The organism is Ruminococcus sp. OM04-4AA (assembly GCF_003462585.1).
GTDB classification, from domain to species: domain Bacteria; phylum Bacillota; class Clostridia; order Lachnospirales; family Lachnospiraceae; genus Mediterraneibacter; species Mediterraneibacter faecis.
Genome location: NZ_QTZH01000033.1, coordinates 21,537 through 35,409, shown reverse-complemented (window position 1 = coordinate 35,409; position 13,873 = coordinate 21,537). Strand labels below are relative to the sequence as shown.

At 39.3% G+C, this 13,873-nt stretch carries 14 protein-coding genes, 1 tRNA gene and 1 pseudogene; 13 read left to right on the top strand and 3 right to left on the bottom strand.

The window, feature by feature from the left end; translation table 11 throughout:
• The first annotated feature begins 62 nt into the window (after positions 1–62).
• Positions 63–404, top strand: coding sequence for a helix-turn-helix domain-containing protein (locus DXB52_RS10350; RefSeq protein ID WP_181989193.1), 342 nt, complete (start codon positions 63–65; stop codon positions 402–404).
• Between the two features lie 330 nt (positions 405–734).
• Here the strand turns inward: DXB52_RS10350 and DXB52_RS10345 are convergent, their stop codons facing one another.
• A complete protein-coding gene (locus DXB52_RS10345) occupies positions 735–1,223 on the bottom strand; it encodes a hypothetical protein (protein ID WP_472520086.1) in 489 nt (162 codons plus the stop codon).
• Between the two features lie 237 nt (positions 1,224–1,460).
• Between DXB52_RS10345 and DXB52_RS10340 the strand changes: the two genes are divergently transcribed.
• The 5 genes and pseudogenes from DXB52_RS10340 (at position 1,461) to DXB52_RS10330 (ending at position 4,371) form a co-directional block, all read left to right on the top strand.
• A complete protein-coding gene (locus DXB52_RS10340; protein WP_118107240.1) occupies positions 1,461–1,790 on the top strand; it encodes a hypothetical protein in 330 nt (109 codons plus the stop codon).
• A gap of 99 nt (positions 1,791–1,889) precedes the next feature.
• Positions 1,890–2,132 (top strand): hypothetical protein, encoded by a 243-nt coding sequence (locus tag DXB52_RS17140; RefSeq protein ID WP_472520085.1) that lies wholly within the window; start codon positions 1,890–1,892, stop codon positions 2,130–2,132.
• Positions 2,084–2,188: pseudogene (locus tag DXB52_RS17135) on the top strand (hypothetical protein); the annotation flags it as partial. The gene DXB52_RS17140 and the pseudogene DXB52_RS17135, both read left to right, overlap by 49 nt.
• Positions 2,189–2,212: 24 nt before the next feature.
• Positions 2,213–2,983, top strand: a complete 771-nt coding sequence (locus tag DXB52_RS10335; protein ID WP_472520087.1) for a replication initiation factor domain-containing protein — start codon at positions 2,213–2,215, stop codon at positions 2,981–2,983.
• Between the two features lie 149 nt (positions 2,984–3,132).
• Complete coding sequence (locus DXB52_RS10330; protein ID WP_118107234.1) at positions 3,133–4,371, top strand: tyrosine-type recombinase/integrase; 1,239 nt, start codon at positions 3,133–3,135, stop codon at positions 4,369–4,371.
• A 103-nt stretch (positions 4,372–4,474) separates the two neighbouring features.
• On the opposite strand, the gene DXB52_RS10325 is transcribed toward DXB52_RS10330, so the two are convergent.
• Positions 4,475–4,545, bottom strand: a tRNA-Trp gene (locus DXB52_RS10325).
• A gap of 210 nt (positions 4,546–4,755) precedes the next feature.
• Between DXB52_RS10325 and fliB the strand changes: the two genes are divergently transcribed.
• Positions 4,756–5,880: a flagellin lysine-N-methylase gene (gene fliB, locus DXB52_RS10320; protein ID WP_118107232.1), complete on the top strand. Its 1,125-nt coding sequence runs from the start codon at positions 4,756–4,758 to the stop codon at positions 5,878–5,880.
• Positions 5,881–5,975: 95 nt separating this feature from the next.
• On the opposite strand, the gene dapA is transcribed toward fliB, so the two are convergent.
• Entirely contained in the window at positions 5,976–6,860 is an 885-nt protein-coding gene (gene dapA, locus DXB52_RS10315; protein WP_117542131.1) for a 4-hydroxy-tetrahydrodipicolinate synthase, read from the bottom strand.
• 559 nt (positions 6,861–7,419) lie between these two features.
• On the opposite strand from dapA, the gene DXB52_RS10310 reads away from it, so the two are divergent.
• From DXB52_RS10310 to DXB52_RS10280, 6 genes are all read left to right on the top strand, one after another.
• Complete coding sequence (locus tag DXB52_RS10310) at positions 7,420–8,235, top strand: FAD binding domain-containing protein (RefSeq protein ID WP_118107230.1); 816 nt, start codon at positions 7,420–7,422, stop codon at positions 8,233–8,235.
• Between the two features lies 1 nt (position 8,236).
• Positions 8,237–8,731 (top strand): (2Fe-2S)-binding protein, encoded by a 495-nt coding sequence (locus tag DXB52_RS10305; protein WP_015528188.1) that lies wholly within the window; start codon positions 8,237–8,239, stop codon positions 8,729–8,731.
• Positions 8,732–8,823: 92 nt separating this feature from the next.
• Positions 8,824–11,100 (top strand): xanthine dehydrogenase family protein molybdopterin-binding subunit, encoded by a 2,277-nt coding sequence (locus DXB52_RS10300; RefSeq protein WP_118107238.1) that lies wholly within the window; start codon positions 8,824–8,826, stop codon positions 11,098–11,100.
• Positions 11,101–11,346: 246 nt separating this feature from the next.
• Positions 11,347–11,640 carry a hypothetical protein gene (locus DXB52_RS10290; protein ID WP_117568556.1) on the top strand — a complete coding sequence of 98 codons (294 nt, stop codon included), beginning with the start codon at positions 11,347–11,349 and terminating at the stop codon, positions 11,638–11,640.
• Positions 11,641–11,685: 45 nt separating this feature from the next.
• A complete protein-coding gene (locus DXB52_RS10285; RefSeq protein ID WP_118107228.1) occupies positions 11,686–12,198 on the top strand; it encodes a GNAT family N-acetyltransferase in 513 nt (170 codons plus the stop codon).
• A 210-nt stretch (positions 12,199–12,408) separates the two neighbouring features.
• Entirely contained in the window at positions 12,409–13,659 is a 1,251-nt protein-coding gene (locus tag DXB52_RS10280) for a glutamate-5-semialdehyde dehydrogenase (protein WP_117542139.1), read from the top strand.
• Positions 13,660–13,873 lie beyond the last annotated feature (214 nt).

Below are 13,873 nucleotides of genomic sequence, written 5' to 3'. Positions count from 1 at the left end.
TTTGTTAACAAATATATTTTTTAACTGTAAGATGAAAATATAATTAAAAAGGGAGTATTGTTTTGGATTACAAATTATTAGGAAAAAACATAAAAGAAGCTCGAAAATCTTTAAAAATGACGCAAGAACAATTAGCAGAACAAATTGATGTGTCTACGGTATTTATAAGTCAGATTGAAAATGGCTCGAGAAAGCCAAGCTTGGAAACGATTTATAAAATCTCTATAGCGTTGAAAATTAAAATAGATACATTGATTAATAATGATACTGCCGACGAGAATATACGAGATATAGAAAAATTGATAGAATTACTTAGTCGCTGTTCTCCTAGTGAACGAGATTTTGTAACAGACATTTCAAGAGAAGTAATTATCAAATTAATGGAACATAAAATTTTAGATTAATAATAACTACCTAGTGATGTCAAGGAACAAGGCGAAGCCGATACGCCGTCAGGGCAGTCCTTGACAGAACGGACGGTATCCAATTCAACCATGCTATATAGAGGACTTGAAAGGTCACGAACCTTGCAAGTCCTCTTGTCTGTTATCTGGAAACTTTCCGGAGATAAAGCACTTCCTTTTCGATTTCACGGACAAATTCATCACACAAGACAGGCTGACAATCACTCGCTACATAGCAATTTTTTTCGGACGAATAGGCAAACGAAAAGATTTCCGTTTCCAATGTCTTTTCATTGATTCCATAATAATATATCTGAGAAGTGGCAAGTGTCATATGAATACTGGAAAAATCCCTCGTAAATATCTCATATGATTCTGGTTGAGTAAGTTCTTTTGGATATTGATAATACTCTTTTGATCTTCCCGTAAGAAAATAGGTACGATATGCATTTCATTTAAACTGACATTTACATATATTTGATATCTTGGGATTAATGCCCCATACTGTGTCTGAAATCCGATATATGCCGTGTCGGTGTTATTCAATAAGTATTCCATTTCTTTGTAAAATACATATCCCGTAGTCTGATTATCTGTAGCACTGATATTTTCCATAGGCACATTTTCACCCATTAACCAGTTAATATTGATATCCAGTGCGTCAGCAATCAGTTCCAATTTATCCTTTTTGGGATTGTAATTTCCAGAAAGATAAGAACTAAACGCACCCTTTGTAATTCCTGTTCGCTGTACCATTTCCACTTGCTTTACATTTCTTACATTCATCGCAAATCTGATTCGTTCTGCAATCGTGTTCATTTCGATATCCTCTACTTTCTCTGTGTGGCTGATTCATTTATTCTGTACTCACTATATCATAAATACTCTGCAAAGAAAATAAAAAGTTTATAAATTTCTAAACTTTATATTGATTTTCGTTTTGCTCAATGTTATGATTTAAATAGTTTAGAAATAACTAAACTTCAAATATCAATGGATTTCAATACTTATTAGACGACTGTCCTATCGGTGATACGGGGAGAAAGGATAATGCTTATGCAGATTACATTAACAAAAGAACAGATCAAAGAGGTATTCGGGGAACTTCGTTATATGGGAGCTGATTATTGCTACCGCTATGACAAAGATACCAGAAAGAAAACCGAAGATATCGAAGCGGTCAAACTTCATCTTGGAAGTATGAAACTTGGTAACAGTGTTGATATTCGACTGGAAATGACAGAAATCCCAACTATCGAACCATATTCTGTAGTGGAACTGGATACACCGGTCTATGCTCCATATGTTCAGAGAGGAAATTATCCTACATTGGTAGAACGAGTGACCTGTAAAGGGATTCTTTGTATTTCCCAGAAAAATGCATAGTAACCAATGAACTTCCTGTCTCTTGCTGTCCGTACCAAACGGACAGTAAAAGAGACAGGGATAGTGGCTCTGCCACTATCGGCAAAGGAGGATTATTATTTGGAAGAAAGAAGTAAATCAGTTCTTTCAGAACCCTCCTATACTAACAGGAGGGTAACACGACAAAAAGACAGTCTGACAGCCTTAATTGACTGGTGTCAGATTACAGTAAAAGATGTAGATTTATTCGCTGTCATAACGGATATCCTAAAATACCTCTTTCACTTATGGAACTTCAGAATAAAGGGAAAGGAATTGCCGGACATGAACTGGTTGCCGGATTTGATAATATCAAAATTCTAAAACCGACTGGTAAAATGCAATACAATGGATTTCAGATATTAATGAGTGGTTCTGGCTGTAGAAATTATGAGAACTTTCTTGTGATAAATAAAGAAACATGGTTTGATTTCTTCGCAAGGGTCTGTCAATATCATGTAAATTTCCCACGAATTGATTTGGCAATAGATGACCATAAACCTTATCTTAACATTACAGAACTGATACGTTTAACAAAGCAAGGATTAATATCCAGTCAGTTACGCAATTATTCTGAAAATGCTTCTGGTGAATTAAGTGAATCAACACCTGTTCATAAAGGAAATACACTTTATCTCGGAAGTAGCAACAGTGATTTCCGAATTGTTTTCTATGAAAAAGGGTACGAACAGGCAGAAAAATTTGGCAAAGAATTAGACCTGAACTGGAACAGATATGAACTGCGATTCCGACAGGAACGGGCAAATAAAGTTGTACAGGAATTAATCGCCAGACGTGATGTTGCAGAGATTGCAATGTCTGTACTAAATGGTAAAATCCGTTTTCTTGAACAGCCGGAAAACAAATCTACTTCACGGAAAAGACTTTATCCTACTTATCCCCCTTGGGAATTATTTATGCAAGATATAGAGAAAATAAAGCTAACAATTCAACCGCAGAAAAAGACACTTAATAGTATCTGGAACTGGTTAGAAAGTTCCGTTGCTCCGTCTTTAAAATTATTTTCAAAAATCGGAGAACTGGATAACTGCGATTATATACAGGTATTAATCGAACAGGCAAAGATGAATGATACCCAGATAAAAATTTATGAAGACTACAAAAAATCTTCCAAACTACCAATAATAGAAAGGAGTTATTCTGATAATGAGTAAGCGAAATATCTGAATGATTCGCCCATAATAACAGATAAATGACAATATGAATTTAAAATTAAAAAATACAGGGCATTAACTATACATAGAAAAAATTAAAGAAAAAAAAGATATTTTGAGACAATACCCTTATCATATTGATGTAATTTATGACTGAACCCAACGCTTATGACGATACAGATTTATTGAATTACGCAATCCAAACAGGTATAATCTCTTTAGATACCATGCTGAATGATATAGAAGATATGGAAAAAAAGGAAATACTTGCTCAGCATGTTTACGCAATTACAGTAACAACAGACAAATCGGGAAAAGAAATTTATTCCACGTATCTTCCACAACAAGACGGAAACCGACTTTACAGACGTAGAAATACCCGTGAAGAACTGGAAAATATCATTGTGGAGTTCTATAAGGCTTTACAGGAAGAAATTTATATTGATGATGTTTTCTATGAATGGATAAATCGCAAACTGGATTTCGGCGAGATACAAAAAGCGTCTTATGACAGATACGTGAACGATTACAAAAGATTTTTCCACTACACTTCTGTTTCAATTACCAAAAAGAAATTTAAAAATATCACAGAGGACGATTTGGAAATATTTATCAAATGCACCATTCGTGACCTTACGCTTACCAGAAAGGCATATGCCGGACTGCGGACATTGATTCGTGGTATCTTCAAATACGGTAAGAAGAAAAAGTATACTGCTATCAGTATCACTGAATTTTTTGGAGATTTGGAACTGCCGAATAATCTTTTTAAACGGAAGATTATAGACAAGCAGAAAGAAGTGTTTATGGAAGATGAAATTCCCGTAGTTATTCAACGTCTGAAAGCAAAGCCGGATATTTATAATCTTGGTATTCTGCTTACATTTCAGACAGGTTTACGTGTCGGTGAACTAAGCACTCTAAAGAAAGAAGACTTACACGGACGTATTATTAAAATCAGACGTACCGAAGATAAATACCGAGACGAAAACAATAAATGGATTGTAGCTGTAAAAGAGCACGCTAAAACAGACGCTGGTAATCGGGATTTAATCATATCCTCTACCGCACTGGATACGTTGAACCAAATATTGGAACTGAATACATCGGAAACATATTTATTTGAGCATAATGGAAAACGTATCAGAGGAAATACTTTTAATAAAAGACTGTCCAGAATATGTAATGAATTACATATCCCACATCGTACCATGCACAAGATACGAAAGACTTACGGAACAACCTTAATAGACAGTGATGTAGACGAGGGATTTATTACAGAACAAATGGGACACAGTGATATTAGTACAACCAAAAAACTATATTATTTCAGCAATAAAACAACGAAAAATAAGGAAAAACAGATTGAAAATGCTATCTCATTTTAGGAATGATTACTGTTTGACTACATACTTGACTACATTGGAATTATCTAGAAAATGAAAAAAGCCAGAAGCCTTGGAAATTCAAGGTTTCTGACTCTTCGGTCAACAGGGGATGAGAGAATCGAACTCCCACCAAAGGTTTTGGAGACCCCTATCATACCATTTGACCAATCCCCTATTCAGTTGTCGCTTAACTCAAGCGACTTGTTAAGTATACCCTATGGCGTGCGGAATGTCAAGAAAAAAATAAAGAAAATTTCACATTGAAAAATTTCGTTACTGTTCACTCCCGTGTCAATCACATCGTTGCTCTGCCCGGAAGTGCGTGCTATAATGATGTCAGTTAAAAAATAACTAAAGTGGAAAGGGAATGGATAAAGTAAATCAATGTTGTATACAATACCTGATTATTATCATGAATTTCGTTGTGTTGCAGGAAAGTGCGAGGACACTTGTTGTGCAGGATGGCAGATCGTTGCGGATGAAGCCGCGCTGGAAAAGTATAAAAATGAGACAGGTGTATTTGCGGAGCATCTGAAAGAATCTATTAACTGGGAGGAAGGAACATTTAAACAGGATAAAGACAAAAGGTGTGTGTTTCTTAATAGATCGAATCTATGTGATATGTATACTGCATTAGGAGAAGAAAGTTTGTGCAGAACCTGTAAATTATATCCCAGACATATCGAAGAATTTGAAGATGTGCGGGAAGTAACGCTTTCTGTATCTTGCCCGGAAGTGGCACGAATCCTGATGAACAAAAAAGAGCCGATGCATTTTCTTTCTTATGAAACAGACGAGGAAGAAGAATATGGTGACTTTGATCCATTTTTATATTCAAAGCTTGTGGATGCCAGAGAAGTGTTGATTGATATTTTACAAGACAGAGAGAAAAAGCTGAATTTACGGGCAGCACTTATTCTGGAAATTGCACGTGATGTGCAGGAATGTATTGATGAAGAAGATATATTTTCTATGGATGATGTGTTTGATTATTATCGGACGGAAGAAGGGATTCACGAAGTTGAAACTGATTTTGCAGAAGCAGATCATCTGACGTATATTAGAAAGATGTTCCAAAATCAGTATCAGATGGAACATTTAAGAGGCGATTGGGAGTCTTATCTTAAAAAAGCGGAGAAACTATTATATGGAAATGCAAATGATAATCTGTGCGAAAAGCACTATATGGAGATGCTAGGAGAGTTTCATACCTGGCTTCAGAAAGAAATGCCGGAGTATGAAATACAATATGAACAGCTCCTGGTATATTTCATCAGTACTTACTTCTGCGGTGCAGTATATGATGGAGAAGCATTTGCAAAAGCTCAGATGGCTGTTGTCAGTACACTTCTGATCCATGAACTTCTGATGGCGCAATGGAAAATGAATGAAAAAGCATTGAGCATAAAAGATGTGATAGAAATTGTGTATCGTTATTCGAGAGAACTGGAGCATTCGGATTCGAACCTGAATTTGATCCAGGAACTGATGTCGGAAAGAGAGTATTAATAAGTGAATAAAAATAAGACCATCGGCTTTATGTTCAGCCGATGGTCTTATTTTTAAGAAGTAGAATCGTTTTTTTATAGGTTGAAAAAATTCTCTTACAGAATTCCAAGATCGATCATTGCTTTTTTCAGAACTTCTTTATGTGCATCTTCCATCTCTGTCAGAGGAGCTCTAAGAGTTCCGACTTCTTTCCCCATCATGTTAAGAGCAGCCTTAACCGGGATTGGGTTTACCTCGCAGAAGAGTGCGTCAATCAGCGGAAGTGCATCTAACTGCATCTTGCGGCTACCTGCGATATCTCCTGAGAAAAATTTATAGCACATATCATGTACATAGGTCGGAGCTACGTTGGAAAGAACGGAGATAACACCGATTCCGCCAAGTGCGAGAAGTGGTACAACCTGATCATCATTTCCTGAGTAAAGATCTACATTACCATCACAAAGATGCATAATCTGTGCGACTGTGCTGATATTTCCAGAAGCTTCTTTAATACCAACGATATTCTCAACATCTTTCACAAGTGTTGCAACTGTCTGTGGCTGAAGTCCACATCCTGTACGGCTTGGTACATTGTACAGAATAGCCGGAATATTTACTTCATTACAAATAGCTGTGTAATGAGCGATCAGTCCGTTCTGTGTTGCTTTATTATAATATGGTGTTACGAGCAGAAGTCCGTCGGCTCCATCTTCCTGCGCTTCTTTGGACAGCTGAATTGCTGTTCTTGTACAATTAGAACCAGTTCCGGCGATAACCGGGATACGGTGGTTCACACGCTCAATTGCAAAACGGATTGTTGCAGCGTGTTCTTCTTCTGTCATAGTAGCAGATTCACCTGTTGTTCCACAGATGATGATCGCATCTGTACCGCCTGCGATCTGCTCCTCTAACATCTCATCTAATTTGTCATAATTGACCTCAAGATTCTCTTTCATCGGAGTAGCAATCGCTACACCTGCGCCTTTAAAAATTGCCATTCTTTTTATCCTCCTTAAACATGGTGAAACAAAGTATTACTGGTCATAGCAGGTTATTGGTTACTGTTCATAAGTTCCCTGCGAACGATAATCATAATAGCCATGAACGGTAACTGTTTAATATACATCTATGCAAGAAAGCGTAAACTGTAAATAAACATAAAAGAAACGGCAAGATGCGCCGTCCCCAAATTACATCATGTATCTAACGTTACTATACGTTTCCGTGTTTAAGCAAATAATAACACCGAGGGTACAATGATGTCAACATAGTTTCGGGATTTCTTTCTTATTTATAATACCCTGTTTATAAGCACATCTTATAAGAATTGATTATAATAAAGTATAACCGATTTTTTGACTTTTTTCTTATACATATGATATCATTAATCTGCTAGATGTGTGAATGACAAAGCTGTTTCATTTGCACTTTTTTTATGCTTGCATGTTTGTCTTTTGAAAAACAATCGCAAGAAACGACATAAGATAACAAGAGAGAATTGCGAGGATGAGAACCGCGATCCTCGGAAAAGGTATGTGGATAGGAAGGAGACCTACTGTGTTAACAATCGGTAATTACGTGAAAGTTAAGACACTGGAGGAAGCTTACGAGCTGAATCAGGCAAGAAACAGTCGTATCATGGGCGGCATGATGTGGATGAGATTAGGAAATGCGAGAGTGAAGACGATCATTGATATGTCGGATCTTGGTTTGAATGAGATTGAGGAGACAGACCATGTCTTCCGCATTGGAGCAATGTGTACACTGCGCCAGCTGGAAGAGCATGAGGGGCTGAGAAAATTCTATGGGGACGGAATTGCAGAAAGCCTTCGTCATATTGTTGGAGTTCAGTTTAGAAATCAGGCAACAGTTGGAGGCAGTATCTATGGAAGATACGGATTTTCTGATGTGCTGACTGCATTACTGGCATTGGATACATTTGTGGAATTATATAATGGCGGAACTGTTCGACTTTCTGAGTTTGTAAACAGAAAAGCAGATAAGGATATTCTTGTATCTGTAATTGTCAGAAAGAGTAAGAGAAAATTCCGTTATGAATCAATTCGTCAGACAAAGACAGATTTCCCGGTGCTGACATGTTCTGTCGTAACAGGAATTTACAGAGGTCAGGAGTCCTGGTTCTTTTCAGTAGGAGCAAGACCGATGAAAGCGGCATTGCTTGAAAAGCAGTGGGAGATCCCAAAAGATGCTACAGACGAGCAGCTCACAGAGTATGCAAAACGTGTGGCAGCAGAATTTACTTATGGAAGCAATATGCGCGGAAGTGCGGAGTACAGACAGCACCTTGCGGAGATTCTGCTTCGCAGAGAGATGCGCTCAATTTTAGATGAATATAATGCGGAGGAGAAATAGGATGGAAGTACAGTTTACCCTGAATGGAAAGAAAGTAAGTACAGAGATCGCTGCAGATACAGTCCTGTTGAATCTTCTGCGTGATCTTGGATGTAAGAGTGTGAAATGTGGATGCGAGACAACAAACTGTGGTTTGTGTACGGTATGGATCGACGGAAAATCCCGCCTGTCATGTTCTGTTCTTGCAGCAAGCATTGACGGACATGAAGTGACAACACTTGAGGGTGTGGAGAAAGAAGCAGCAGAATTCGGCTCATTTCTTGCACAGGAAGGTGCAGAGCAGTGTGGATTCTGTTCCCCTGGATTCATTATGAACGTGCTCGCAATGTTCCGTGAATTGAAGAACCCTTCTATAGAAGAAATCAAAGAATATCTGGCAGGAAATCTGTGCCGCTGTACAGGATACATGGGACAGCTTCGTGCAATCCAGAAATATATGGAAGTCAGAAATACAGCAGTTAACATTACAGTAAAGAAAATGGGCGGGGAGGAGTAAGAATGGAAAGAATAGATAAAGTTCAGAATCTGATTCCTGAGAAACCGGAATTTGTCCACAGCAATCAGGAAAAAGGAGAAACTATAGAATCCCTGAAGATTGTAAACCGTCCTCTTGTAAAGAAAGATGCTGCTGCACTTGTTACAGGAAAAAGTGTTTATACAAATGATCTTGCGCCGTCAGACTGTCTCATCGTTAAAGTAATCAGAAGTCCATATGCGCATGCATTAATTAAGGATATTAATACAGCTCGTGCCGAGGCAGTACCTGGAATCGAATGTGTTCTTACATATAAAGATTGTCCGAATAAAAGATTTACAATGGCTGGTCAGACCTATCCGGAACCAAGTCCGTATGACCGTCTGATCCTAGACCAGAGAATGCGTTTCGTTGGAGATGCAGCTGCGATTGTAGCCGGAACATCCGAAGAAGCTGTTAAGAAAGCAATGAAGCTTGTTAAGATCCAGTATGAGGTTCTTGAACCGGTACTTGATTTCCGTACAGCAAAGGACAATCCGATTCTTGTGCACCCGGAAGATAACTGGAGAAGCCTCTGCCCGGTTGGTGCAGACAACAAGAGAAATCTCTGTGCACATGATGTATGTGGAGATGGAGACGTAGAAGCAGTTCTTGCAAAATGTGATCACGTGATCGATCGCGTTTATCATACAAAGGCGAACCAACAGGCGATGATGGAGACTTTCCGTACTTATACATATTTAGATGCATACGGAAGATTAAATGTCGTTTCATCTACACAGGTTCCGTTCCATGCAAGAAGAATCCTTGCTCATGCACTCGATATTCCGAAGAGCAAAGTACGTGTGATCAAGCCGAGAATCGGTGGAGGATTCGGTGCGAAGCAGACTGTAGTTTCCGAAGTTTATCCGGCACTTGTCACATGGAAGACAGGAAAACCGGCGAAGATCATTTACACAAGAGAAGAGTCTTTGATCGCTTCTTCACCGCGTCATGAGATGGAACTTCATGTACGTCTGGGAGCGGATAAAGAAGGAAATATTAAAGCAATCGATCTCTATACACTTTCCAATACTGGAGCATTTGGTGAGCACGGACCGACAACCGTAGGTCTTTCCGGTCACAAGTCTATTCCGCTTTATGGAAAGGCAGAGGCATTCCGCTTTACATATGACGTTGTTTACACAAATGTAATGTCAGCTGGAGCTTACCGTGGATACGGAGCAACACAGGGACAGTTTGCTGTAGAGTCAGCTGTAAATGAACTTGCAGGAGTTCTCGAAATGGATCCAACAGTGCTTCGTGAGAAGAACATGGTACGCCAGGGCAACAAGATGCCGGCATATTATGGAGAAATCGCAAACAGCTGTACACTCGACAGATGTCTTGCAAGAGCAAAAGAAATGATCAACTGGGATGAAAAGTATCCATACCGTGATATGGGAAATGGAAAAGTCCGCAGTGTCGGAGTTGCGATGTCAATGCAGGGATCCGGAATCTCAGCAGTAGATACAGGTGCTGTTGAAATCAAAGTAAATGATGACGGATTCTACAGTCTGATCATCGGAGCTACTGATATGGGAACAGGATGCGATACGATCCTTGCCCAGATGGCAGCAGAGTGTCTTGAATGTAAACCGGAAGAAGTTGTTGTATTCGGAGTAGATACAGACATCTCTCCATACGACTGTGGTTCATATGCATCCAGTACAACTTATGTAACAGGACAGGCAGTTGTTAAGACTTGTGAATCCCTTCGCAAGAAAATCTGCGAGCGTGGAGCAGAGTATCTCGGATGTAAGCCGGAAGATGTAGATTTCGATGGAGAATATGTAACAGAGCTGGCAACAGGAAAGCAGATTTCAAGAAGTCAGATTGGAAATAATGTAATGTGCTTCAGTAACGCACCACTTTCCGCAAGTGAAGCATTTTCCTCACCGGTATCTCCACCGCCATTCATGGTTGGTATGGCAGAAGTTGAGATCGACAAAGAGACAGGTGTACTTGAACTGATCGATTACGTAGCAGTCGTAGACTGCGGAACAGTTATAAATCCGAACCTTGCACGTGTGCAGGTGGAAGGCGGAATCGCACAGGGAATCGGTATGGCACTGTATGAAGATGTTGTGTATAACGAAAAGGGAAAGAACTTCAGCAATTCCCTGATGCAGTATAAGATTCCGACTCGTCTTGATGTTGGAACAATCCGCGTAGAGTTCGAGAGCAGCTATGAGCCGACAGGACCGTTCGGAGCGAAGTCCATTGGAGAGATTGTAATCAATACACCATCACCGGCAATCAGCAATGCAATCCAGAACGCGACAGGAGTGATCATTAGAGAACTGCCGATGACAGCGGAGAAGATTTACAGAGGAATTTGTGAGCGTTAGACTTCGGATTCTGTTTGAAAGTATAAAAAATGAGAGCTGGAATAGTTACTATATGTGGGAGCTGTTCTGGCTCTCATTTTTCATGTTGACATTGCCAGAAGATCTAGAAAAATACCTTCCCAAATTATAAGATTAATTTTGTGGATGCAGAGCGACTCACAAATGTTGAAGAATTTTCAGAGGATTTACAGGTGATACTGGCTATGCTAAGATATAGAAATAGTAGAGCAGAAGGAGAAGGAAAACATGAATGCAGTAGAAGCTTTAGATGAATTACAGCGCAAAGCAAGACATGATGATAAACTAAGAGAACAGTTCATAAAGACAAGGGATGCAGAAGATTCTCTTGGAGCATTCTGCTCTGTATGTCGTGAGGCGGGTTATGAACTTTATCCGATGGATATTGTGCAGGCAGGAGATGAATTTTATGCCGCAATGAAGCGCAGTACGAATGGTGGCGGAGAGAATTCGCCGGTACTTATAGGTGAGGATGATCCTTATGAATTGTTTTTTGCAGGACTACAAGAACAGTTACAATAATTTTAAAAGTAGATGGAAAAAAGTGAGTACAAGGAAGGTTTATTTATGATAAATATAATTCGCGTCGGAAGAGAACGCTTGAAAGAAGCGTATGAAATTGTAAATAAGGTAGACCAGGGGATGAACGTTCCAGAATGGTTTGTCGCAGAACCGTATGAGGAATTTGATTTCTGGATGAGAGAAGAACGAGGACTTTTGTATCTTGCTGTTGATGAAGATGAAAATGTAGGAGCCATGTTCTTCGTAATTTTGCCGGGACTGCATCCGGATAATCTTGGATATGATCTCAATATGGAAGAAGAGCAGCTGAAACTTTGTGCAATGATGGATACAGCGGTGGTACTGCCGGAGTTTCGTGGGCATCATTTACAATATGAAATGATGCAGCATGCGGAAGAAGATTTAAGACAGCGGGGATATCAGTATCTGCTCTGTACCGTACATCCAGAAAATGTTTTCAGCAGATCCAATGTCATGAAACAAGGATATAAGAAGATGCTTACGAAGGAGAAATATGGCGGATTCTTAAGAGATATCTGGATGAAAGATATTATATGATTGCGAGAATTGCATAGCAATGGAGCAAGTCGGTTACATCAGTGAGTGGAAAAATTTATTTTTGACACTCACATCATTATATAATATAGAAAAAAGAAAAGGTATGTGGTATACTCTCGACATAGTTAAGAAATGACATAACAGAAACAGATAGAAACAGATTTCTAGAAACAAACTGACAGAGACATGCGGATGAAAGGAGTAACAGAAATGGAGACATACATGCAAATGCTTGGAAGACTTGCAAAGAATGCATCCCGCGGAGCGGCAAAGCTGGGAACAAAAGCAAAGAACAGAGGACTTCTCGTAGTGGCAAATGAACTTGTGGAAGAGAGAGAATTGATTTTACAGGAGAATGCAAAGGATATCGAAGCTGCGAAAGATAAGGGCGTGAAACAGTCATTGATCGACAGATTGGCACTGACGGAACAGCGAATTGAAGATATGGCAGAAGGTCTGCGTGAAATTGCTGCACTGGATGATCCAATCGGAGAAGTACTTGGCATGAAGACAAGACCGAACGGACTTCGTATCGGAAAGAAACGCGTACCGCTTGGCGTTGTCGGAATCATCTACGAATCCAGACCGAATGTGACAGCAGATGCATTTGGCCTTTGCTTCAAGACAGGAAATGCGGTAATTCTCCGTGGCGGAAGTGATGCAATCCATTCTAACAAGGCAATCACGCGTGCAATCAAGACAGGTCTTCGCAAAGCAAAGTTATCCCAGGATCTCATTCTTCTCGTAGAAGATACAAGCAGAGAAGTTGTAAATGAGATGATGAAGATGCATGGTTGGATCGATGTTCTGGTTCCGAGAGGTGGAGCAGCACTTATTGCAAATGTAGTTGCGAACAGCACTGTTCCGGTAATTGAGACAGGGACCGGAAATTGTCATGTATATGTTGATGAGACAGCAGACATTAAGATAGCAACAGATATTATTGAAAATGCGAAGACACAGCGCCTTGGTGTGTGTAATGCATGTGAATCACTTGTGATTCATTCCAAGATTGCAGAGGTAGCTTTGCCTAAGATCGTAACAAAACTGAAAGAACATGGAGTAGAGATTCGTGGAGATGAGAGAGCGCAGGCAATCAGTTCTGAGATCATCCCGGCAACAGAAGAAGACTGGGGAACAGAGTACCTGGATGCAATCATTTCCGTGAAGATTGTTGATTCCATTGATGAGGCAATCACACATATCAATACATATAATACAGGACATTCAGAATCCATTATTACAAAAGATTATGATAATGCATTGAGATTCCAGGATGAGATCGATGCGGCAGCAGTTTATGTAAATGCATCAACAAGATTTACAGATGGATTCGAATTCGGATTCGGTGCTGAGATCGGAATCAGCACACAGAAGCTTCATGCAAGAGGCCCGATGGGACTCGAAGCATTGACAACAACAAAGTATATTATCTTCGGAAACGGACAGATCAGGGGATAGTATAGATAGCAGGTTTTAAAATCCAGGTCAATTAGTGTAAGTTAAATAAACTTGTCTTTGACCTGGATTTTATGTATCATAATTCAAGTCAACTTATGATTTGGCTATAAGCTTGCCTGGAATTCACAAAATTACAATCCAAGTCAACAACATTTCTATAAAATCACATTCCCTCCCCCAAAAAGCATCCTATTAATAAAATAAGAAGAAAATA

Bases quoted from the DNA above. Each gene is read 5' to 3' on its own strand.
- DXB52_RS10345 (WP_472520086.1), bottom strand. From the start codon at position 1,223: ATGAACACGATTGCAGAACGAATCAGATTTGCGATGAATGTAAGAAAT.
- DXB52_RS10340 (WP_118107240.1), top strand. From the start codon at position 1,461: ATGCAGATTACATTAACAAAAGAACAGATCAAAGAGGTATTCGGGGAA.
- DXB52_RS10330 (WP_118107234.1), top strand. From the start codon at position 3,133: ATGACTGAACCCAACGCTTATGACGATACAGATTTATTGAATTACGCA.
- fliB (WP_118107232.1), top strand. From the start codon at position 4,756: ATGTTGTATACAATACCTGATTATTATCATGAATTTCGTTGTGTTGCA.
- dapA (WP_117542131.1), bottom strand. From the start codon at position 6,860: ATGGCAATTTTTAAAGGCGCAGGTGTAGCGATTGCTACTCCGATGAAA.
- DXB52_RS10305 (WP_015528188.1), top strand. From the start codon at position 8,237: ATGGAAGTACAGTTTACCCTGAATGGAAAGAAAGTAAGTACAGAGATC.
- DXB52_RS10290 (WP_117568556.1), top strand. From the start codon at position 11,347: ATGAATGCAGTAGAAGCTTTAGATGAATTACAGCGCAAAGCAAGACAT.
- DXB52_RS10285 (WP_118107228.1), top strand. From the start codon at position 11,686: ATGATAAATATAATTCGCGTCGGAAGAGAACGCTTGAAAGAAGCGTAT.
- DXB52_RS10280 (WP_117542139.1), top strand. From the start codon at position 12,409: ATGGAGACATACATGCAAATGCTTGGAAGACTTGCAAAGAATGCATCC.